At 63.6% G+C, this 19,113-nt stretch carries 21 protein-coding genes; 13 read left to right on the top strand and 8 right to left on the bottom strand.

Features of this window, described 5'->3' with window-relative positions; all coding sequences use genetic code 11:
- Positions 1-37: 37 nt before the first annotated feature.
- The 4 genes from SynA15127_RS12440 (at position 38) to SynA15127_RS13600 (ending at position 2,484) form a co-directional block, all read left to right on the top strand.
- On the top strand, positions 38-421 hold the full coding sequence (locus SynA15127_RS12440) for a universal stress protein (protein ID WP_186484356.1): 384 nt from the start codon (positions 38-40) through the stop codon (positions 419-421).
- Positions 418-1,284 (top strand): ribosome biogenesis GTPase YlqF, encoded by an 867-nt coding sequence (gene ylqF, locus SynA15127_RS12435; protein WP_186485736.1) that lies wholly within the window; start codon positions 418-420, stop codon positions 1,282-1,284. Before SynA15127_RS12440 ends, ylqF begins: the two co-directional genes overlap by 4 nt.
- On the top strand, positions 1,281-2,276 hold the full coding sequence (locus SynA15127_RS12430; protein WP_186484355.1) for an RluA family pseudouridine synthase: 996 nt from the start codon (positions 1,281-1,283) through the stop codon (positions 2,274-2,276). The genes ylqF and SynA15127_RS12430 overlap by 4 nt, the downstream gene beginning before the upstream one ends.
- A gap of 82 nt (positions 2,277-2,358) precedes the next feature.
- Entirely contained in the window at positions 2,359-2,484 is a 126-nt protein-coding gene (locus tag SynA15127_RS13600; RefSeq protein ID WP_255475506.1) for a hypothetical protein, read from the top strand.
- Between the two features lie 8 nt (positions 2,485-2,492).
- Here the strand turns inward: SynA15127_RS13600 and SynA15127_RS12425 are convergent, their stop codons facing one another.
- Positions 2,493-4,136, bottom strand: coding sequence for an ABC transporter ATP-binding protein (locus SynA15127_RS12425; RefSeq protein WP_186484354.1), 1,644 nt, complete (start codon positions 4,134-4,136; stop codon positions 2,493-2,495).
- A 20-nt stretch (positions 4,137-4,156) separates the two neighbouring features.
- Here SynA15127_RS12425 and SynA15127_RS12420 point away from each other — a divergent pair, with 20 nt between their 5' ends.
- Positions 4,157-6,496, top strand: coding sequence for a bifunctional (p)ppGpp synthetase/guanosine-3',5'-bis(diphosphate) 3'-pyrophosphohydrolase (locus SynA15127_RS12420; RefSeq protein ID WP_186484353.1), 2,340 nt, complete (start codon positions 4,157-4,159; stop codon positions 6,494-6,496).
- A 26-nt stretch (positions 6,497-6,522) separates the two neighbouring features.
- Here the strand turns inward: SynA15127_RS12420 and SynA15127_RS12415 are convergent, their stop codons facing one another.
- Positions 6,523-6,990 (bottom strand): DUF2062 domain-containing protein, encoded by a 468-nt coding sequence (locus SynA15127_RS12415; RefSeq protein ID WP_186484352.1) that lies wholly within the window; start codon positions 6,988-6,990, stop codon positions 6,523-6,525.
- 68 nt (positions 6,991-7,058) lie between these two features.
- On the opposite strand from SynA15127_RS12415, the gene mnmE reads away from it, so the two are divergent.
- The 7 genes from mnmE to SynA15127_RS12380 all read left to right on the top strand — a co-directional run bounded on the left by mnmE (position 7,059) and on the right by SynA15127_RS12380 (position 15,098).
- Positions 7,059-8,414 carry a tRNA uridine-5-carboxymethylaminomethyl(34) synthesis GTPase MnmE gene (gene mnmE, locus SynA15127_RS12410; RefSeq protein ID WP_186485735.1) on the top strand — a complete coding sequence of 452 codons (1,356 nt, stop codon included), beginning with the start codon at positions 7,059-7,061 and terminating at the stop codon, positions 8,412-8,414.
- Between the two features lie 25 nt (positions 8,415-8,439).
- A complete protein-coding gene (gene nadC, locus SynA15127_RS12405) occupies positions 8,440-9,279 on the top strand; it encodes a carboxylating nicotinate-nucleotide diphosphorylase (protein WP_186484351.1) in 840 nt (279 codons plus the stop codon).
- Positions 9,280-9,313: 34 nt separating this feature from the next.
- On the top strand, positions 9,314-11,086 hold the full coding sequence (gene argS / locus SynA15127_RS12400; protein WP_186484350.1) for an arginine--tRNA ligase: 1,773 nt from the start codon (positions 9,314-9,316) through the stop codon (positions 11,084-11,086).
- The gene (locus tag SynA15127_RS12395; protein ID WP_186484349.1) at positions 11,083-12,201 is read left to right on the top strand and encodes a histidinol-phosphate transaminase; all 1,119 of its coding nucleotides are present in this window, start codon (positions 11,083-11,085) and stop codon (positions 12,199-12,201) included. The genes argS and SynA15127_RS12395 overlap by 4 nt, the downstream gene beginning before the upstream one ends.
- The gene (locus SynA15127_RS12390) at positions 12,198-13,190 is read left to right on the top strand and encodes an asparaginase (RefSeq protein ID WP_186484348.1); all 993 of its coding nucleotides are present in this window, start codon (positions 12,198-12,200) and stop codon (positions 13,188-13,190) included. The genes SynA15127_RS12395 and SynA15127_RS12390 overlap by 4 nt, the downstream gene beginning before the upstream one ends.
- Before the next feature lie 130 nt (positions 13,191-13,320).
- On the top strand, positions 13,321-13,728 hold the full coding sequence (locus SynA15127_RS12385) for a hypothetical protein (RefSeq protein ID WP_186484347.1): 408 nt from the start codon (positions 13,321-13,323) through the stop codon (positions 13,726-13,728).
- Between the two features lie 29 nt (positions 13,729-13,757).
- Positions 13,758-15,098 (top strand): hypothetical protein, encoded by a 1,341-nt coding sequence (locus SynA15127_RS12380; protein ID WP_186484346.1) that lies wholly within the window; start codon positions 13,758-13,760, stop codon positions 15,096-15,098.
- 10 nt (positions 15,099-15,108) lie between these two features.
- Here SynA15127_RS12380 and SynA15127_RS12375 read toward each other — a convergent pair whose 3' ends face one another.
- The 6 genes from SynA15127_RS12375 to prfB form a co-directional block, all read right to left on the bottom strand.
- Positions 15,109-15,831 (bottom strand): MBL fold metallo-hydrolase, encoded by a 723-nt coding sequence (locus tag SynA15127_RS12375; protein WP_186484345.1) that lies wholly within the window; start codon positions 15,829-15,831, stop codon positions 15,109-15,111.
- Between the two features lie 25 nt (positions 15,832-15,856).
- On the bottom strand, positions 15,857-16,459 hold the full coding sequence (locus SynA15127_RS12370) for an aminodeoxychorismate/anthranilate synthase component II (RefSeq protein ID WP_186484344.1): 603 nt from the start codon (positions 16,457-16,459) through the stop codon (positions 15,857-15,859).
- An 18-nt stretch (positions 16,460-16,477) separates the two neighbouring features.
- Positions 16,478-16,891, bottom strand: a complete 414-nt coding sequence (locus SynA15127_RS12365) for a diacylglycerol kinase family protein (protein WP_255475667.1) — start codon at positions 16,889-16,891, stop codon at positions 16,478-16,480.
- A 34-nt stretch (positions 16,892-16,925) separates the two neighbouring features.
- The gene (gene ybeY / locus SynA15127_RS12360; protein WP_370594050.1) at positions 16,926-17,462 is read right to left on the bottom strand and encodes an rRNA maturation RNase YbeY; all 537 of its coding nucleotides are present in this window, start codon (positions 17,460-17,462) and stop codon (positions 16,926-16,928) included.
- A 16-nt stretch (positions 17,463-17,478) separates the two neighbouring features.
- Positions 17,479-17,643: a DUF3285 domain-containing protein gene (locus tag SynA15127_RS12355; RefSeq protein WP_071839706.1), complete on the bottom strand. Its 165-nt coding sequence runs from the start codon at positions 17,641-17,643 to the stop codon at positions 17,479-17,481.
- Positions 17,644-17,648: 5 nt separating this feature from the next.
- Positions 17,649-18,777 (bottom strand): peptide chain release factor 2 gene (gene prfB, locus SynA15127_RS12350; protein WP_186484342.1). Its coding sequence is split into 2 segments (ribosomal slippage): positions 17,649-18,701 and positions 18,703-18,777, totalling 1,128 coding nucleotides; the frame shifts between segments, so codons are not numbered across the junction.
- Between the two features lie 77 nt (positions 18,778-18,854).
- Here prfB and grxC point away from each other — a divergent pair.
- On the top strand, positions 18,855-19,112 hold the full coding sequence (gene grxC, locus SynA15127_RS12345; protein ID WP_186484341.1) for a glutaredoxin 3: 258 nt from the start codon (positions 18,855-18,857) through the stop codon (positions 19,110-19,112).
- Position 19,113: the final 1 nt, after the last annotated feature.

Here is a 19,113-nt window from a genome sequence, read left to right as displayed (position 1 = left end):
GGAGATTAACCCCGTGTTCCTTGATCAGGGAGGAGCCATGTTCGAGACTGTCCTGTTTCCCATCGATCGCAGCCGTCAGGCTCTGGAAATCGCCGCCAAGGCTCTCGAGCTGGCTCGCAGTCACAGCAGTCGACTGGTGCTGCTGTCTGTGGTGGAGGCGGAGCGGCCCGGGATGCAGGACCATGGGGTGGTGGCACAGCTTCTTCAGCAGACCCGTGAGCAGGTGGAGCAGGCGGGAGTCCCCTGTGAGGTGGTGGAGCGGCAGGGCAAACCGGCTTTTGTCATCTGTGATGTGGCGGACGAGATGAATGTGGATGTGATCGTGATGGGCACCCGAGGTGTGAATCTCAGCAGTGACGGTGAGAGCACGGCGGCCCGGGTGATCCAGCTCGCTCCATGCCCCGTGTTGGTGGTGCCGTGAGCACACCTGCCATCCAGTGGTATCCGGGCCACATCGCCAAGGCGGAGCAGCAGCTCAAACGCCATCTCGACAAGGTGGATCTGGTGATCGAGGTGCGCGATGCCCGCATTCCTCTTGCCACGGGCCACCCCCACCTCAACCGTTGGTTGAAGGGCAAGCAGCACCTTCTGGTGATCAACCGGCGCGACATGGTCACCGCCGCTGCCAAGGAGGCCTGGGAGGCCTGGTTCAAGGCCCAGGGTCAGCGGACGGTTTGGTGTGATGCCAAGGCCGGGACCGGCGTGAAGCAGGTGCAGCAGGCGGCGATCCGTGCCGGCGACCAGCTCAACGAACGCCGCCGTGGCCGGGGTATGCGGCCGCGGCCAGTGCGGGCCCTCACGCTGGGGTTTCCCAACGTGGGCAAGTCCGCCCTGATCAATCGTCTGGTGCGGCAGAAGGTGGTGGCCAGTGCCCGGCGGGCCGGGGTGACGCGAACGTTGCGCTGGGTCCGCCTGGGGCAGGACTTGGATCTGCTTGATGCGCCAGGGGTTTTGCCTCCCCGACTCGATGACCAGCAGGCGGCCCTGCGGCTCGCCTTGTGCGACGACATCGGCCAGGCCGCCTACGACGGTGAACTGGTGGCTCAGGCCTTTCTACAAATGTTGCTCGATGTGGAATCGATGGCTGCGGCTGGGGTGAGGATTCCACTGCTGCAGGATCGTTACGGCATTCCCCTGAGCGGTGAAACGGCGGACCCAGCCCTTTGGCTGGATGCTGCAGCGGCCCGTCACACATCCGGGGAAACCGCGCGCATGGCCCAGCGGCTGTTGGATGATTTCCGCAGGTCGGCCCTCGGCAGCATTGCCCTGGAGCTGCCGGCATGAGTCCGCAGTGGAAACGTGCCCCGTTGCCGGAGGAGACGTTCACGGACCGCTTTGGCGAAGGAGAGGGAGAGCTGCTGTCGCTCATGTACCCCAAACCACTGCCGATGCGGTTGGACCGTTGGCTGGTCAGCCAGCGCACTGAGCAGAGCCGGGCTCGAATTCAGAAGTTCATCGACGCGGGGTATGTGCGCGTCAACGGCAAGACCGGCAAGGCCAAAACACCCCTGCGTCAGGGGGACGAGGTGCAGTTATGGATGCCGCCACCGGAGCCGCTGCCGTATCTCAAGCCGGAGCCGATGGATCTGGATGTGCTGTTTGAGGACGACCATCTGATCGTGCTCAACAAGCCGGCAGGGCTGACGGTGCATCCGGCGCCGGGCAACAAAGACGGCACCTTGGTGAATGGCCTGCTGCACCACTGCCCTGATCTGCCTGGGATCAGCGGCAAGCTGCGCCCGGGAATCGTGCACCGACTGGACAAGGACACCACCGGCTGCATCGTCATCGCCAAATCCCAGGAGGCGCTGGTGCGGTTGCAGCTTCAGATCCAGAAGCGGATCGCTTCCAGGGAATATCTGGCCGTGGTTCACGGTGTCCCTGACGGGGACAGCGGCACGATTGTTGGTGCGATCGGGCGGCATCCGGCGGACCGCAAGAAATATGCGGTGGTGAGCAGTGAGTCCGGCCGGTATGCCTGCACCCACTGGAGCTTGCTGGAACGGCTCGGCGACTACTCCCTGTTGCGTTTCAAGCTCGATACCGGTCGGACGCATCAGATCCGGGTGCACTGCGCCCACATGAACCATCCGGTGGTGGGAGATCCCAGCTACAGCCGCTGCCGCAAGCTGCCGATCGACCTGCCAGGCCAGGCTCTGCATGCTGTGCAGCTGGGACTGGACCACCCCATCTCAGGCGACCGGATGATGTTCGAGGCCCCTTTGCCCCCGGTGATGGAGAAACTGCTCGCGGTGCTGCGCCGACGAACCGGTTGAGAATCCGACCCTCAGCTGTCACAGAGACTGGACATTCCCTTGGCCGCGCCTTGGATGGTGGCGTTACGCACTCTGCTGATCGATGGTCATCCGTGTCTGCTGCCGCAGGGTCTGGCTGGCCTCGTTGATGCGTTCGATCCGCAACGAGATCGTTCCCCTGCCAATCCGCCGCCGTCTGATCGTTGTGGATCTTCCCCGCGTTGCCTGAAGATCCCTTTAGCGCGGAAGCCGGGGGCAGGCCTCGACGAGCAGGCGACTGATCGGGGCCTGAGGAGCTTCGAACAGTCGATCGCCGGGGCCCTCCTCAACGATCCGCCCCTTGTCGAGAACGATCACGCGATGACAGAAGCCGCTGGCGACGGCGAGGTCGTGGGTCACGAAGATCATCGCCAGGCCCAGCTGGTGCTGCAGGTCCCGCAGCAGGCTGAGCACCTCGGCCTGCACTTCCGCATCCAGCATGCTGACGCTCTCATCGCAGATGACCACCTTGGGCTCAAGGGCAAGGGCGCGGGCAATCGCCACCCGCTGCTGCTGGCCGCCCGATAGCTGTCGGGGCAGGCGGTGCTGGAACTGCTCCACCGGGCTGAGTCCGACCCGCTCCAGCAGGCCGCGGGCCCGTTCCCGCGCTGAGGCCTTCGTTGCAATCCCATGGATCAGCAGGGGGTCTGCAATCGCATCGACCACCGGCAGGGCTGGATTCAGACAGGCCAGTGGATCCTGGAAGACCATCTGAAGTGCCCGCCGGGCGCTGCGCAGCTTCTCGCCGCGCAGTTTCAGCAGGTCTTGTCCGAGCAGATCGACTCGCCCGCCGCGGATGCTGTTCAGGCCCATCAGGGCGCGGCAAAGGGTGCTCTTGCCGCAGCCGGAGGCACCGACCACTCCCAGCGTCTCGCCGGCCCGCAGGTTGAAGCTCACCCCTTCCACTGCCTTCAGCCAGACCGGTGCCCAGGGCATGCCTCCGATGGCATGCCAGCAGCGCATCTCCTCGACCTGCAGAACCGTTTCCCGATCCGGTCGCTTCGGGGAGCGTCCCCCCTCTCTGGCCCGAGCCGAGGCGACGAGGCGCTGACCGACATCCGATCGCGGCTCGCGGAGCAGCTGCCGGCTCGGGCCATCGTCCACCTTGCGGCCCCCATCGAGCATCGCCATCCGCTCACACCAGCGGGCCGCCATCGCCAGATCGTGACTGATCAGAAGCAGGGCACTGCCGAGCTCCTTGCAGAGACCGCTCAGTTCCGCCATCACCTGACCGGCAACGGCCACATCGAGGCTTGTGGTGGGTTCGTCTGCGATCAGCAGTGGCGGTTCCAGGGCGATCGCCAGGGCAATGGCCAGACGTTGCCGCATGCCGCCGCTGAGTTCGTGGGGATAGGCCCGGATCCGCCCAGTGCCGATTCCCACCCGCTCCAGCAGTTCTGCGGCGCGCTGTCGGCGCCAGCGGGCGGAACTCTCCGGTCGGTGCGCCTGCAGGGTGTCGATCAGATGGCTTCCGATCGGCATCAGGGGATTGAGGCGGGTCATCGGGTCCTGAAACACCAGTCCGGCGGCCTGACCACGCAGATGACGGAGAGCCGCCCGATCCAGTTCTCTCGGGTCGCTGCCTGTGAGCTGAAGCCGCCCTTCGCAGCGACTCCCCGGTGGCAGTAGCTGCAGCACCGCACGCGCCACCGTGCTCTTGCCGCAGCCTGAGGATCCAACCAGGGCCAGAGTCTCGCCGGCCTCGAGGGTCAGATCGAGTCCGTTCAACGTCCAGTGATCGTTGCCTGGGTAGCGCAGTCGCAGCTGCTCGAGCTCCAGAACCGGCCGGGACATGGACAGGGCAGGGGGAGCAGAGACGAAGACCCCAGCACTGAATACCATGGATTGACCCGCCGGGTCGGATGCTCGACGCCGCTTCAACACCGGATGTGCCCCGGACCGATGCCGGTCCCGTTCCGGTCTCCTGCGGCCTTCCTGAATTGCGGCGACATGCGATCCGCAATCCGGACGACTACGCCATCCCGCTGCCGGAGTGGCTGCGTCAGTGCATCAGCAACGTTCCCCCCGGAATCGGCCAGAGCTGCCCCACGGATCCAGAGGCCCTGCTGGTCTCGGCCTTTGATTTCGGATTCCAGCTTCACGAGGGCCAGTTCCGCGCCAGTGGCGATCCCTACATCGTTCACCCGGTGGCGGTGGCGGATCTGCTCAGGGACATCGGAGCCAGCGCCAGTGTCATCGCCGCCGGCTTCCTGCACGACGTGGTGGAGGACACCGACGTCACGCCGGATCAGATCCAGCAGCACTTCGGCGCTGAGGTGCGTGAGCTCGTGGAGGGGGTGACCAAGCTCGGCGGCATTCACTTCAACAATCGAACCGAAGCCCAGGCGGAGAACCTGCGGAAGATGTTCCTGGCGATGGCCAGCGACATTCGAGTGGTGCTCGTGAAGCTGGCCGATCGTCTCCACAACATGCGCACCCTCGGTGCGCTCAAGTCCGAGAAGCAGCAGCGCATCGCCCGCGAAACCCGGGAGATCTATGCGCCTCTGGCGAACAGGCTCGGCATCGGCCGCTTCAAATGGGAACTGGAGGACCTCGCCTTCAAGCTGCTGGAGCCCGAGGCCTTCCGGGAGATTCAGCATGAGGTGGCCAGCAAGCGCAGCGAGCGCGAGGAGCGTCTGGCGGTCACGGTGTCGCTGCTGAATGACCGCCTCGGTCAGGCGGGCCTTTCAGGATGTGAGGTCAGCGGACGTCCGAAGCACCTCTACGGCATCTGGAGCAAGATGCAGCGCCACCAGAAGGCTTTCCACGAGATCTATGACGTGGCGGCTCTTCGGATCATCACGCCCAGTGTCGAGGCCTGCTACCGCGCTCTGGCGGTGGTGCACGACAGCTTCCGACCGATTCCCGGTCGTTTCAAGGACTACATCGGTCTCCCCAAGCCGAACGGCTACCAGTCCCTGCACACGGCCGTGATCGGTCGCCACCGGCCGATCGAGGTGCAGATCCGCACCATCGAGATGCATCGCGTGGCGGAATTCGGCATCGCCGCTCACTGGAAGTACAAAGAGGGGGGGTCACCGGCGAGCAGCAGCAGTGATGCCGAGCGCTTCAACTGGCTGCGGCAGCTGGTGGACTGGCAGCAGGAGGGCGGCAGTGACGACCACAACGACTACCTCGCATCGATCAAGGAGGACCTTTTTGATGAGGAGGTCTTCGTGTTCACACCCAAGGGTGATGTGGTGGGCCTGCGCAAGGGGTCCACGGCCGTGGACTTCGCTTACCGCATTCACTCCGAAGTGGGGGACCACTGCCACGGGGCGCGCATCAACGATCGGTTGTGTCCGCTGGCGACATCGCTGAATAACGGTGATTTCGTCCAGATCCTTACCAGCAAGACCGCTCACCCAAGCCTGGACTGGCTGAATTTCGTCGCCACACCCACAGCGCGCAATCGCATCAGACAGTGGTACAAGCGCAGCCACCGTGACGAGACGATCGAGCGCGGCAAGCAGCTGCTGGAACGGGAGCTGGGTCGTGACGGCTTCGAGGTGCTGCTGAGTGGTGAAGCGATGGCCCGCGTGGCTCAGCGCTGCAATGTGCCCTCCACCGCTGACCTGCTGGCCTCACTGGGATTCGGAGCCGTCACCCTGCATCAGGTGCTCAACCGTCTGCGCGAGGAGATCCGGCTGCTGGCCGAACGTGAGGTGCCTCCCGCCGCTGATGAGGAATTGGCGCGGGCTCTCGTGCCTCAGCGGGCTGCCAGCGCGGACAGGGAGCGCCGCGGGGTCGGTGATGGGGCCATTCTCGGGATCGAGGGGCTGGATTACCGCCTGGGTGGTTGCTGCAGCCCGCTGCCGGGAGAAGCCATCGTCGGCACGGTCGCTCTCGGCAACCACGGCATCACGGTTCACCGGCAGAGTTGCGCCAACGTGGAGACGATCCCCACGGAACGACGTCTGCCCGTCCGTTGGAACTCCGAGGCCAGCACGGGGCAGCATCGCTTCCCGGCGCAGCTGCGGATCGAGGTGATCGACCGTGTCGGCATTCTCAAGGACATCCTGATGCGTCTCTCCGACGGGGCGATCAATGTCAGCGACGCCAGGGTCAAGACCGCCAAGGGTCGTCCGGCCCGTATCGATCTGCGGGTGGAACTCAGCGGTTCCGATCAGCTCACCCACACGATGAATCAGATCCGCTCGATGGCGGATGTGATCGACATCGCTCGCACCGGAGTCGGGTAGCTGCTGCGTCAGTCCAGTCAGACCTGTCAGTTCAGGGAGCGTCCGACCTCGGCCATCGCCTCACGGCGTCGGAACAATCCGTAGGCCAGCAGTCCCAGAAGCAGGGCCAGAACGGCTCCCACCACAACTGATCCCAGCAGGATGCGGTTGGTGAAATCCCAGCCCTGAGCCCAGAGGGTGCTGCGGGTGATGTCGCCCACTTCGGTATCCGCCGAGCCGGGTCCGAGCACCCGGCGGCCCACCAGATAGTTGAACCAGTAGAGCGGAACGTAGGTGAGGGGGTTGCTCACCAACGTTCCGGCCGCAGCCAGCAGTGGATTGCCGCGGACCATGGCGGCCGCCCCAACGCTGAGGATCATCTGCAGCCCGAAGAAGGGGAAGCAACCGCAGAACACCCCCGCGGCCAGCCCCCGGGCACGGCAGGCAGGACTGCCCTTCTGTGCCCAGATCCACTGGAGGCCCCGCTGCAGTCGCTCGACGGTGCCCTGGAGCATGGAATCGGGGGTGTCGCTGCGGATGGGGCGGATCCTAGGAATGGGATTCCCCGTTGCAGCCGATCTCTCTGAACCCGACAGATACCATCGCTGCGGTGGCCACAGCGGTGGCCCCGGGGCAGGGGGGAATCGCGGTGATCCGCCTCTCCGGGCCTGATGCTGAGGCGATCGGACGGGCCGTGGTGGTCTGTCCCGGCCGGCAGGACTGGAAGAGCCATCGGATCCTGTATGGACACGTGCTGGATGCAGGCCGATCCAGGCGCCTCGATGAGGTGCTGTTGCTGCTCATGCGTGGCCCCCGCAGCTTCACCGGCGAAGACGTGGTGGAGATTCACTGCCACGGCGGCGTCATCGCCGTGCAGCAGGTGCTGGAGCGCGTGTTGGCCCAGCCCGGAGTGCGTCGGGCGTTGCCGGGTGAATTCAGCCAGCGGGCGGTTCTGAATGGCCGCCTCGATCTCACCCAGGCTGAAGCGATCAGTGAACTGGTGGCGGCCCGCAGCCGTCGGGCTGCGGATCTGGCCATGGCCGGGCTGGATGGAGGCATTCAGCAGCGGATCACGGCACTCCGGGAGCGGTTGCTGGACCAGCTCACGGAGCTGGAGGCACGGGTGGATTTCGAGGAGGATCTGCCGCCGCTGGATGGTGAGGCCCTGCTGCTGGAGCTGCAGGCGGTGCGCCAGGAGCTCCTCGCCCTGGTGGCGGACGGGGTGCGGAGCGACTCCGTGCGGAGCGGCCTGCGGGTGGCCCTGGTGGGTCGCCCCAATGTCGGCAAGAGCTCTCTGCTGAACCGGCTCAGCCGGCGGGAGCGCGCCATCGTGACGGAACTGCCCGGCACCACACGCGACCTGCTGGAGAGCGAGATCGTTCTGGACGGTGTGCCGATCACCCTGCTCGACACCGCCGGCATCCGTGCCACGCAGGATGTGGTCGAACAGATGGGGATCGCCCGCAGTGAACAGGCTCTCGCCACGGCGGACCTGGTGCTGCTGATCATCGACGGTTCGATCGGCTGGACCCCCGCTGATGCCGCTCTGCTGGCCAGGATTCCCGCTGGAGTGCCGCGCCTGATCGTGGCCAACAAGGCCGACCTGCAGCAAGGGCCCTGTCAGGAGCCTGCGGAGGTGAGCGTCTCGGCGCTGCACGGCGATGGGGAGGAGCAGCTGATCCAGGCCTTGCTGGGGGCCTGCGGTGCTGCCGACACCGGTGGCATGTTGCTGGCTCTCAATGAGCGTCAGCGGGATCTGGCCGCTGCGGCTGCCGCGTCTCTGGCCCGCAGCCGCGAGGTGGCGGAGCAGCAGCTGCCCTGGGATTTCTGGACGATCGATCTTCGGGACGCCATCCGGGCCCTGGGGCAGATCACCGGTGAGGAGCTCACGGAGGCGGTGCTGGACCGCGTGTTCTCGCGGTTCTGCATCGGCAAATAGGCTCGCCGGAGCTCATGATCGCGGTGTGGACTGGCAGGCTCCGGCACTCATCCGTGCCCTCGATCAGTGGCTGGAGGAGGACATCGGTCGCGGTGATCTCACGGCGACCGCTCTCCGTGGCCGGACGGGAGCGGCGCACTGGATCGCCAAGCAGCCCGGTCGTTTCTGTGGAGGCCCTCTGGTGGAGCGGCTGTTCCAGCGTCTGCACCCCGGGGTGCGTGTCCGATTGCTGGTGGAGGAGGGGGCTGCCGTCTCATCGGCTGCCCGCCTGCTGGAGCTTGAGGGAGCCGCCGAAGCCCTGGTGGCTGGCGAGCGCACGGCCTTGAACCTGGCCATGCGCCTGTCCGGGATCGCCACGGCTACCGCTGAGCTGGTGGCCCAGCTCCAGGGCACGGGTGTGCGGCTGGCCGATACCCGCAAGACGACGCCAGGGCTGCGGTTGCTGGAGAAATACGCCGTCCGCTGCGGCGGCGGCATCAACCACCGCATGGGGCTGGATGACGCGGCGATGCTCAAGGAGAACCACATCGCCTGGGCGGGGGGCATCACGGCGGCGATCGCGGCGGTGCGGCGTCAGGCCCCCTGGCCGACACGGGTGATCGTGGAGGCGGAAACCGACCACCAGGCCTGCGAAGCGGTGCAGGCCGGAGCCGATGGCGTGCTGCTGGATGAGTTCACCCCAGAGCAGCTCACCGTTCTGGTGCCTCGTCTGCGAGAGCTCAGGACGAATGGCGTGGTGCTGGAGGCCTCTGGTGTTCAACCCGAAGACCTGAAGGCCTATGCGGCCAGTGGCATCGATCTGATTTCCACCAGTGCAGCGGTCACCCGCAGCCGCTGGCTCGATCTGAGCATGCGCTTCACCTGAAGAGGGATGATCGGAGCCGGATGTTCCGGCGCGGATGCTCAGCCTGTCCCACACCCTGGACGCCCAGCTGCGGGCGGCGATGGCACGGGCGTTCCCCGCAGCCGATGGGCCATTGGATCCGCAGCTGGCGCCTGCCAGCAAGCCGGAATTCGGTGATTTCCAGGCCAACGGTGCCCTGCCGCTGGCCAAGCCGCTGAAACAGGCGCCGCGGCAGATCGCCTCAGCGATCCTGGAGCAGCTCCAGGCCGACCCCGACTTCTCCGATCTCTGCCTGGATCCTCAGATCGCCGGACCTGGTTTCATCAACCTCACCCTTCGCCCGGAGCGGCTGGCGGCTGAGGTGGCTGCCCGGCTCGGGGATGCACGCCTCGGGGTGCCGGCGGCGGAGAACACCTCACCGGTGGTGGTGGACTTCTCCAGCCCCAACATCGCCAAGGAGATGCATGTGGGGCACCTGCGCTCCACGATCATCGGCGACTCGCTGGCGCGGGTGCTGGAGTTCCGCGGCCATCCGGTGCTGCGCCTCAATCACGTGGGCGACTGGGGCACCCAGTTCGGGATGCTGATCACCCACCTCAAGCAGGTGGCTCCCGAAGCGCTGGAGACAGCGGACGCCGTGGATCTCGGCGACCTGGTGGCCTTTTACCGCGAGGCCAAGAAGCGGTTCGATGAGGACGCGGCCTTCCAGACCACATCCCGGGACGAGGTGGTGAAGCTGCAGGGGGGCGACCCCGTCTCGCTGAAGGCCTGGGGACTGCTCTGCGATCAGTCGCGCCGTGAATTCCAAAAGATCTACGACCGCCTCGACATCCGCCTGAGCGAGCGAGGTGAGTCGTTTTACAACCCGTTCCTGCCGGCGGTGCTGGATGGCCTCCAGACCACGGGTTTGCTGGTCACCGATGACGGTGCCCAGTGCGTGTTCCTCGAAGGAGTGCAGGGCAAGGACGGCCAACCCCTGCCGGTGATCGTGCGCAAGAGCGATGGCGGCTTCAATTACGCCACCACCGATCTGGCGGCGATCCGCTATCGATTCGGTGATGGCCCTGAGGGGGATGGCGCCCGCCGCGTCATCTACGTAACCGATGCCGGCCAGGCGAACCATTTCGCGGGGGTGTTCCAGGTGGCCGAGCGGGCCGGTTGGATCCCCGATGGAGCTCGCCTTGAGCACGTTCCCTTCGGCTTGGTTCAGGGGGAGGACGGCAAGAAGCTCAAGACCCGATCCGGCGACACGGTGCGTCTGCGGGATCTTCTCGATGAAGCGGTGGAGAGGGCTGAGGACGATCTGCGCTCGCGTCTGAAGCAGGAGGAGCGCAGCGAGTCGGAGGAGTTCATTCAGCATGTGGCGGGAACTGTTGGTTTGGCGGCGGTGAAGTACGCCGACCTCAGCCAGAACCGGATCACCAATTACCAGTTCTCCTTCGACCGGATGCTGGCGCTGCAGGGCAACACGGCGCCGTATCTGCTGTATGCCGTGGTGCGCATCGCCGGCATTGCCCGCAAGGGGGGCGACCTGGATGCCTCCACGGCTCAGCTGGCGTTCACCGAGCCCCAGGAATGGGCCCTGGTGCGTGAGCTGCTGAAGTTCGATGCGGTGATCGCGGAGGTGGAGGAGGAGTTGCTGCCCAATCGTCTGTGCAGCTATCTGTTCGAGCTCAGCCAGGTGTTCAACCGCTTCTACGACCAGGTGTCTGTGCTGAAGGCGCCACCTCAGGCACTGCCGTCTCGCCTGGCCCTCTGCCGCCTGACCGCTGACACCCTCAGACTGGGGCTCGGACTGCTGGGCATCGCCACCCTGGATCGCATGTGAGTCAAGCCGAGCGCCGCTTCACGCCGGCCGGTGCCCCTGCGGCCCGTCCTGCCGTTGAAAACCTGAAGGGCTACAGCGCACCTCTGGAAGGACGTCGTGATCTCCTTCGACTGGATTTCAACGAGAACACCATCGGTCCCAGCCCGCTGGTGGCCCAGGTGCTGCGGAGTTTCAGCAGCGAGGAGATCGCTGTTTATCCCGAGTACGACGGGCTGCAGGAGGCGGTGGTCCGCAACCTGCTGGAGACCGGTTGCCGAGCCGGACTGCAGCCGCATCAAGTTGGTGTGTTCAACGGCGTTGATGCCTCGATTCATGCGGTGTTCCAGGCCTATGGCGATGCCGGAGACCGTCTGCTGACCACGGCTCCCACCTTCGGCTACTACAGCCCCTGTGCGCGCATGCAGGGGATGGAGATCGAGGCGATTCCCTACGACGGTGCGGGGTTCTCCTTCCCTCTGGAGATGATTCGTGAGGCTCTCGAGGCGCGATCACCGCGGCTGCTGCTGATCTGCAACCCCAACAACCCCACGGGAACACGTCTGGAGCCGCAGCGGATTCTTGAACTGGCGACCGGGGCCCCCACCACGCTGGTGGTGGTGGACGAGTTGTATGAGGCGTTCACCGGCGACAGTGTGCTGCCGTGCGCTGATTTCTCGGCCACGCCGAATTTGCTGGTGTTGCGCTCACTGGCCAAAACCGCCGGGCTGGCGGGTCTGCGCATCGGCTTTGCCATTGGTCATGCCGATGTCGTCGACCGGGTGAGCCGCGTCACGGGTCCGTACGACGTCAACAGCGTGGCTGTGGCTGCGGCATTTGCGGCGCTGGCGGATCAGTCCTACGTCGATGCCTACGTCGCAGAGGTGCTGCGCGCCCGCGCCTTGACCCTGGAGGGTCTGAAGGCTGCAGGAATCCGTCATCACTGCGACGGCGGAAACTACCTGCTGATCTGGCCGAAGCGTCCTCCGGTCGAGGTGGAGGCGGATCTGCGCGCAGCCGGAATCCTGGTGCGTTCGATGGCTGGCAAACCGCTGATCGATGGCTCCCTGCGCGTCAGCCTCGGCACCAGCAGTCAGATGCAGCGCTTCCTGGAGACTTTTCTCGCCATCGACCCGTGACGCGTCTGCTGCTGCTGGCCACCGGTGGAACCATTGCCGGGCGTGCTGCTGAGGCGACCCAGCTCAATGCCTACACCGCCGGTGTCATGGCCGGAGACGAGCTGCTGGCGGCGCTACCGCAGTTGCAGGGGCTGGCGGACATCGCAGTGGTGCAGATCACCAATGTCGACAGCGCCGACCTGTTGTTTGAGCATTGGCGCGCGCTGGTGGGGCGCATTCGTGATGCCTTTGCGGCAGATCCAGAGCTGGCCGGGGTGGTGATCACCCATGGCACCAACACGTTGGAGGAAACGGCCTGGCTGCTTCAACTGCTGATCGATGATCCTCGGCCCGTTGTGCTGGTGGGAGCGATGCGTCCGGCCACGGCCCTCAGTGCCGATGGGCCGCTCAACCTGTTTCAAGGCGTGCAGGTGGCGTTGAGCCCCGAAGCCCATGGCCATGGCGTGCTGGTGGTGATGGATGGCCAGATCCATGGCGCTCAGCGGGTCACCAAGGTGGCCACCCAGGGGGTGGGAGCCTTTGCCAGTCCCTGCGGCGGACCGCTGGGCTGGGTGGATGACGTTGGCGTGCATCTGTCAACGGCGAGCGGATCGCGGCAAGTGCCCTTTACAGGGCTCGCTTTACCGGAGCAATGGCCGCAGGTGGCCATTCTTTACGGGTGTGTGGAGCCCGATGCTCGTGTGCTGATGGCGTTGCTCGAGGCTGGTGTTGAAGGCCTGGTGTTCACCGGCACTGGTGCCGGCCAGTTGTCCGCCGCTGAGCGTTCGGCGCTTCAGGCTTGGCAAGGGAAGCGGCCGCTGATGCTGCGTGCCAACCGCTGTGGATCAGGGCCCGTGCATGGGTGCCCTGAGGATGAACGGCTGGGACTGCTGGCGGCAGGCCGCCTCAATCCCCAGAAAGCACGGGTGCTGGTGTTGTTGTGTGTTGTCGCGGGTTTCGATCGCGCAGGGCTATCGGCACGGTTGCTCAAGCTCGGACAAGTGAACTGATTGTCTTCGTCATCATCAGTTGCCTCACCGAAGCTTTTGGCTGATTTTCTAATCATCGATGTGAATCAATTCCGCACTTCCGCGATGTTCTTTTTGGCTGCTTTTAGTTTAAAGAAATTGAAATGATGTCATGAGCAACCAGGCAAAGCGACGCTTGAGGCGTCAGGGAAAAAATAACTACGACATCAAGCTTAGTTTTGCGAGCGTTGAGCAAGCGGGCAATGAAGGAGTTGCGATTCGCGGTTTCATTCCTCCGTCTGAGGAGACCATTCCAGCTCATCCCGTGAATCCACCAGCAGTGGCACCCATTGCTATAGATACAACGTCGGAGCTTCTCCTCAACTACCAGGTCGTTGGAGGTGTTCCCTACGAGTATGATATTGGTCAGTTTGAAATTACTGCAGCTCAGTATTGTGCGTTTCTCAATGCTGTCGATTCCGAGGGTGAGAATCCAAAGCAGCCGTGGACTAAGGTCAAGCTTTGGAATGAAAAAAATAATCCCTTGGTGGACCCTTTCAGGGCCAAATTTTATATGTAGATCACGCTGATGATGGCCAGCATTATGCCGTGGCTGATCCGGTGTGGGCGGATAAGCCGGTGATGATGATCAACGGATTTCAATTCGCGTATTTTATAAATTCTCTTGTTAATGGGGAAGCGGTTGGGCACAAGCGGTCCAAGCGAAAGAGCCCTCTCGGATTTGATGTTGACGTGACAGATCGTTATTATAAGTTTTCTGAGACGATTGATACTGGTTCTTATGATTTAAGTGATTCGAATTATGCATTTCTGGCGCGTCAGAATGTCGATGGTCTGTTTTTCCCTTCCCAGGATGAGTGGATCAAGGCTGCTTATTATGCGGGCGAGGAGACGGGAAACGGAACGAACTACTTCTATTTTCCAACCGTCAGTAATGAGGCTCCGATTCCCCTGTTTACCCAGGAAGGTAAAAGTCAAGATCTAGCAAAGGGGGAGGCTGCTGACAGCTCTTTTGCTCGAGTGAATGTCAGCAATACAGGTGAAGTTCAGGCTGAGGATCTTGAATCAATTGTAAAGGGTAATCAAGGCTATTCTAATTATGATTTTGGTGTTTTCTGGCAGCCTTGGTATGCGCCAGCGGGTCAGACCTATGGGAATGCAAATGTTACAGATGTTGGCGGCTCCGATAGTCCATCCCCCTGGCTTGCTTACGACATGGGTGGAAATGTTGTCGAGTACACCGACACCATTGCTGGTGCATTAGATATCCCCCATCTCTCGGAAGATGTTCAGCAGCTTCCTGTTGGATTTCGGGCCCATGGCGGCATCGCTAATGCAACGGGGTATCAACTCTGGATCACCGCAACTGGCGCCGGAGATCCTTACGGACAGATCATTGGATCTGCCTATGAATACGGTGGAGCCCGGTTGAGCTTTCTTGGCGATGATCAGTCGAAGAACAAGACTAAGAACCTAAGGCTTTCCAGTCGAGCCGATGTGATTACTGGTCAGAAAGTGGTCACGCGAGCTGATTCGATCGCCACTTTTGACACCCACTATTCCAAGAGTCTGGGCGAAACGATCGCATTGCTTTCTGAGGAAGATGCTGGTTATGTGTCGATGCCCAGCTCTTTTTTTAATGTGTCCAAAAAGGATGGCGGTCGAAAGTACTATTCCATGACCCACGATGCCACTGGAACGAGCCGGATCGTGCGTGGAAAACAACGGGCGAAGGACATCATGAAGGCCGGCGGGTATTCAGATTCTGATAAAGCCTTTCGGGCACTGCCGCCGATGGAAGGGGATGTTCAATTCATTGGATATTTCAATCCCAACACTGGTGCCTATGGGTATTCAGAGTTAGAGGCAGATGCAGTTGGATTTGCCGAGTTGGGATACATCTCTCAAGGACCGGTTTGGTCGGTTTGAGTGGCTCCAGCTACTGCATCACCGTGATCACGGTGGTGTCGTCGAGGCTGCCCGGCAGGGTCTGCGACTGGCCGACACGGCGCACTGCGGTTCCGCCCATGGCATCGAGGAACGGCTGCACACCCCCTTGATCACACCCTTCAGGTGCGTCGCCGTTGACGTACTGCACTGGAATCACGCGCTTGGGGTTCAACTGATTCACCACCGCCTTGGCTTCTTCGGCGTTGAAGATCTTGCTGCCGCCGCCGACGCCGATGATCAGCACATCCGGTCGTCCGAGTAACACCCGGTCGGCCCCGCTGAGTGGTCCTGCCGTGGCACCGAGATGGGCAAAGTTGAGTCCTCCCTGCTGCCAGCGCCAGATAGTGGAGTCGCCGAAGCGGCGACCTTCGATGCGGTCGTGGGGGTTGGCGAATCCCTCCAGCACCAGTCCGCCGATGCGATAGGAGCCCGGCGCCACCAGAAACCGGCCGCTGGCAACCCCACGGGCCCCTTCATCCGCCAGTTCGGAACTGGCCAGAATCACCCCGGCGTTGACCCGTGGTTCCCCGAGGCCTGCAGCGCAGCCAACCGCCCGATAAGGATTCAGCAGCACGGACTGCCCTCCTCCTCGGATCAGCAGCGCCCGCTGCCCATAACTGCTGATGGTGACGCCTGTACCGGCAAGAGCTGAAGCCTGAAGGCCCAGAGCCAGTCCGGATGCAGCCATCAGGGTGGTGCGCAGCACGGGCATCGGGAACGACATGTGGCCAAGGACGTTAACAGCGATGCCCTTCGGCCTCCCGCAGGAAATTGGCCAGCAGCTGATGGCCGGCCTCCGTGAGCACACTTTCGGGATGGAACTGCACGCCCTGCAGGTGAGGGTGGTCTCGATGCCGCAGCCCCATGATCGTTCCGTCTTCGAGCCAGGCCGTCACTTCAAGGCATTCGGGAAGACTGTCCCGCTCAGCGATCAATGAGTGATAGCGGGTGGCGGTGAGGGGCTGAGGCAGCCCTGCGAAGACGCCTTCACCCCGGTGCAGAACGGCGGACGTCTTGCCGTGCATCTGTTCGACGGCACGGACCACGCGCCCGCCGTGCACCTGGGCGATGGCCTGGTGACCAAGGCAGACCCCAAGGGTCGGAGTCGTTGGCGACAGCTCCCTGAGAATCTCGAGGCAGATGCCGGACTGGTCCGGATCCCCCGGGCCTGGGGAGAGCAGGATCGCGTCGGGTCGCAGCTCTCGGATCGCCGTCAGATCGAGTTCGTCATTGCGGTGCACCCTCAGGTCAGCTGCGATCGGGTGCTGCGGAGCGAGCTCCCCCAGGTACTGGACGAGGTTGAAGGTGAAACTGTCGTAGTTGTCGATGACCAGCAGCATCGTCTCAGGGGGTGGGGATCAGAGCCCCAGACGGAGCAGCAGGGGGGGAAGCAGCAGGAACAGGGCGATCAGCAGTGAACTGATCGCAGCCACCAGCACGGAAGCGGCGGCACAGTCCTTGGCGATGCGGGCCAGCGGGTGGTAGCGGCGGCCGATGGCCAGGTCGACCACGGCCTCGATTGCCGTGTTCAGCAGTTCGAGCACCAGCACGGCGGCCACCGTCAGCACCAGCACCGCCATCCGGATCAGATCCAGCTGCAGCCAGGTTCCGAGACCGAAGACCACCAAGCCGATGATCACGTGGATCCGGAAGTTGCGCTGACTGACGAAGGAGTAACCCAGGCCCTGAGCCGCGTACCGGAAACTGGCCGGCAGATCTCCGGCGATGCGCCAGGATCCCCGCCGGACACCGCGCTGTCCTGTACCAGGCATGGCAGCGACCTCCTCAGGCACCGGGATGGGGGTGTCAGTGGGCATCTCGCAGGGGATCGGTGACCACCAGGCCTTCACCTCGCGGCTGAACACTACCTCCAATGTCCAGGAGATGCTCCTGTAGCGCCAGCATCGCCGCCAGGGATTGATCATTCGGATGATCCCAGCCCAGCAGGTGCAGCAGTCCATGGCTGACCAGCCAGCGCAGTTCGCGCTCCAGGCTGTGGCCCTGCTCCTCCGCCTGGCGCTGAGCCGTCTCAACGGAAACGACGATGTCGCCGAGCTCGAGGCATGGGGTGTTGGGCCAGCCGTCGCTGGGATCCAGCGCTGCGAAGGAGAGCACATCGGTGCTTTCCGCCCGATCCCGCCAGTGCTCATTCAGTGCGGCGATGGTGCTGTCATCGGTGAAGCGCAGGCCGAGGCTCATCTCCTCGGCGGTACGCAGCGGTGCCGGGCAGGTCAGCTGGGCATCGGTCCGGACCGCTTCGATCCAGCTGATCAGTTGTTCAGGCCAGGGAATCAGGCCCGTCTGAAGGCCTGGTCCGAGATCCAGGGCCAGGTCGAGGGAGATCACGGCTGGCTTCCGGTCAGTGCGGCAGGGTCGGACGCCCCAGCCAGGCCACCAGAACGATGAACCCGAGGAATCCAAAGGCAGTGAGGCCGAAATGCACCAGGCTCTGACGACCCTTGCGCACCATGTTGCGCATTGCCTGTTTGGTGAAGCTGGGGGGTGACGAGGTTTCCGTGGCCATCGGATTCAACTGTCGGCATCGTCGCCGGGACGGTCAACACCCTGCCGCAGGGAGGCATCGATGAAGGGGTCGAGTGCGCCATCCATCACACCCTGCACATCGTTGGTCTCCTCACTGGTGCGCAGGTCTTTGACCATCTGATACGGATGGAACACGTAGTTGCGGATCTGGTTGCCCCAGGCCGCTTCCACGATGTCGCCACGGATGTCGGCGATCTCAGCGGCTCGCTGCTCCTGGGCGATCACCAGCAGCTTGGCCTTGAGCAGCGCCATCGCCTTCTCCTTGTTCTGGAGCTGGGAGCGTTCCTGGGTGCAGCGCACCGCCAGGCCGGTGGGGATGTGAAGGATCCGAACCGCCGTTTCCACCTTGTTCACGTTCTGTCCGCCAGCCCCGCCGGAACGACTGGTGGTGACCTCCAGATCCTTTTCGGGGATGTCGATGTCGACCTCTTCATCGATCTTGGGCATCACCTCGATGCCGGCGAAGCTGGTCTGGCGCTTGTCGTTGGCGTTGAACGGTGAGATGCGCACCAGGCGATGGGTGCCCTTCTCGTTTCGCAGGTAGCCGTAGGCGTAGCGCCCTTCCACTTCGATCGTGCAGCTCTTGATGCCGGCTTCCTCACCCTCGGAGAGTTCGTCCACGGTCACCTTCATGCCGTGGTCCTCGGCCCAGCGGGTGTACATGCGCAGCAGCATCTGAGCCCAGTCCTGGGCATCGGTGCCACCGGCGCCGGCATTGATGGTGAGAACAGCGCCCTCCTTGTCGTAGTCACCACTGAGCAGGCGCTCCAGCTCCCAGCGGTCCAGGCCAAGGCGAAGACCGTCCAGGCCCTGCTGGGCCTCCGCGAGCATGTCGTCGTCGGGCTCAAGGTCGTACAGCTCAAGAGTGGCCTGAGCGTCCTCGATCGACGCGCGCCAGCTCTGAAGTTGCTGCAGCTGCGCTTTTACCTCGTCGAGGTTGCGCATCTGCTTCTGGGCGTTCTGCTGGTCATCCCAGAAGTCGGGCTGGGCAGCCAGCTGCTCGAGATCTCTCTGCCTGGCGTTCAGTGCGGGGACGTCAAAGACAGTCCTGGGCATGGCCCAGGCGGTCAGTGAGCTCGGAGAGATCGCGCTTGAAGTCGGTGAGGTCCAGCAAGGACGGGTCCTTGATCAGGGATCGACGCTACCAGCGCCTTCGCTTCATAGAGTCCGTAGATCGGTGTCATTCGAGCCATGGCCAAGGTCGAGATCTACACGTGGCGCACCTGCCCGTTCTGCATTCGGGCAAAGCATCTGCTGGACAGCAAGCAGGTGTCGTACACGGAGTACGCCATCGACGGTGACAATGCCGCCCGCGATGCGATGGCCGAGCGCAGTGGAGGCCACCGCAGCGTGCCCGAGATCTTCATCGATGACCGTCACATCGGAGGGTGCGATGAACTTCATGCGCTGGAGCGGGCCGGCGAGCTTGATCCTCTGCTCGCCGCCTGAG

The organism is Synechococcus sp. A15-127 (assembly GCF_014280215.1).
GTDB lineage: Bacteria > Cyanobacteriota > Cyanobacteriia > PCC-6307 > Cyanobiaceae > Parasynechococcus.
This window is presented reverse-complemented; position numbering and strand designations above follow the sequence as displayed.

Bases quoted from the DNA above. Each gene is read 5' to 3' on its own strand.
- SynA15127_RS12440 (WP_186484356.1), top strand. From the start codon at position 38: ATGTTCGAGACTGTCCTGTTTCCCATCGATCGCAGCCGTCAGGCTCTG.
- SynA15127_RS12430 (WP_186484355.1), top strand. From the start codon at position 1,281: ATGAGTCCGCAGTGGAAACGTGCCCCGTTGCCGGAGGAGACGTTCACG.
- SynA15127_RS13600 (WP_255475506.1), top strand. From the start codon at position 2,359: ATGGTCATCCGTGTCTGCTGCCGCAGGGTCTGGCTGGCCTCGTTGATG.
- SynA15127_RS12425 (WP_186484354.1), bottom strand. From the start codon at position 4,136: ATGGTATTCAGTGCTGGGGTCTTCGTCTCTGCTCCCCCTGCCCTGTCC.
- SynA15127_RS12420 (WP_186484353.1), top strand. From the start codon at position 4,157: ATGCTCGACGCCGCTTCAACACCGGATGTGCCCCGGACCGATGCCGGT.
- SynA15127_RS12415 (WP_186484352.1), bottom strand. From the start codon at position 6,990: ATGCTCCAGGGCACCGTCGAGCGACTGCAGCGGGGCCTCCAGTGGATC.
- argS (WP_186484350.1), top strand. From the start codon at position 9,314: ATGCTCAGCCTGTCCCACACCCTGGACGCCCAGCTGCGGGCGGCGATG.
- SynA15127_RS12385 (WP_186484347.1), top strand. From the start codon at position 13,321: ATGAGCAACCAGGCAAAGCGACGCTTGAGGCGTCAGGGAAAAAATAAC.
- SynA15127_RS12375 (WP_186484345.1), bottom strand. From the start codon at position 15,831: ATGCCCGTGCTGCGCACCACCCTGATGGCTGCATCCGGACTGGCTCTG.
- SynA15127_RS12370 (WP_186484344.1), bottom strand. From the start codon at position 16,459: ATGCTGCTGGTCATCGACAACTACGACAGTTTCACCTTCAACCTCGTC.
- SynA15127_RS12365 (WP_255475667.1), bottom strand. From the start codon at position 16,891: ATGCCTGGTACAGGACAGCGCGGTGTCCGGCGGGGATCCTGGCGCATC.
- SynA15127_RS12355 (WP_071839706.1), bottom strand. From the start codon at position 17,643: ATGGCCACGGAAACCTCGTCACCCCCCAGCTTCACCAAACAGGCAATG.
- grxC (WP_186484341.1), top strand. From the start codon at position 18,855: ATGGCCAAGGTCGAGATCTACACGTGGCGCACCTGCCCGTTCTGCATT.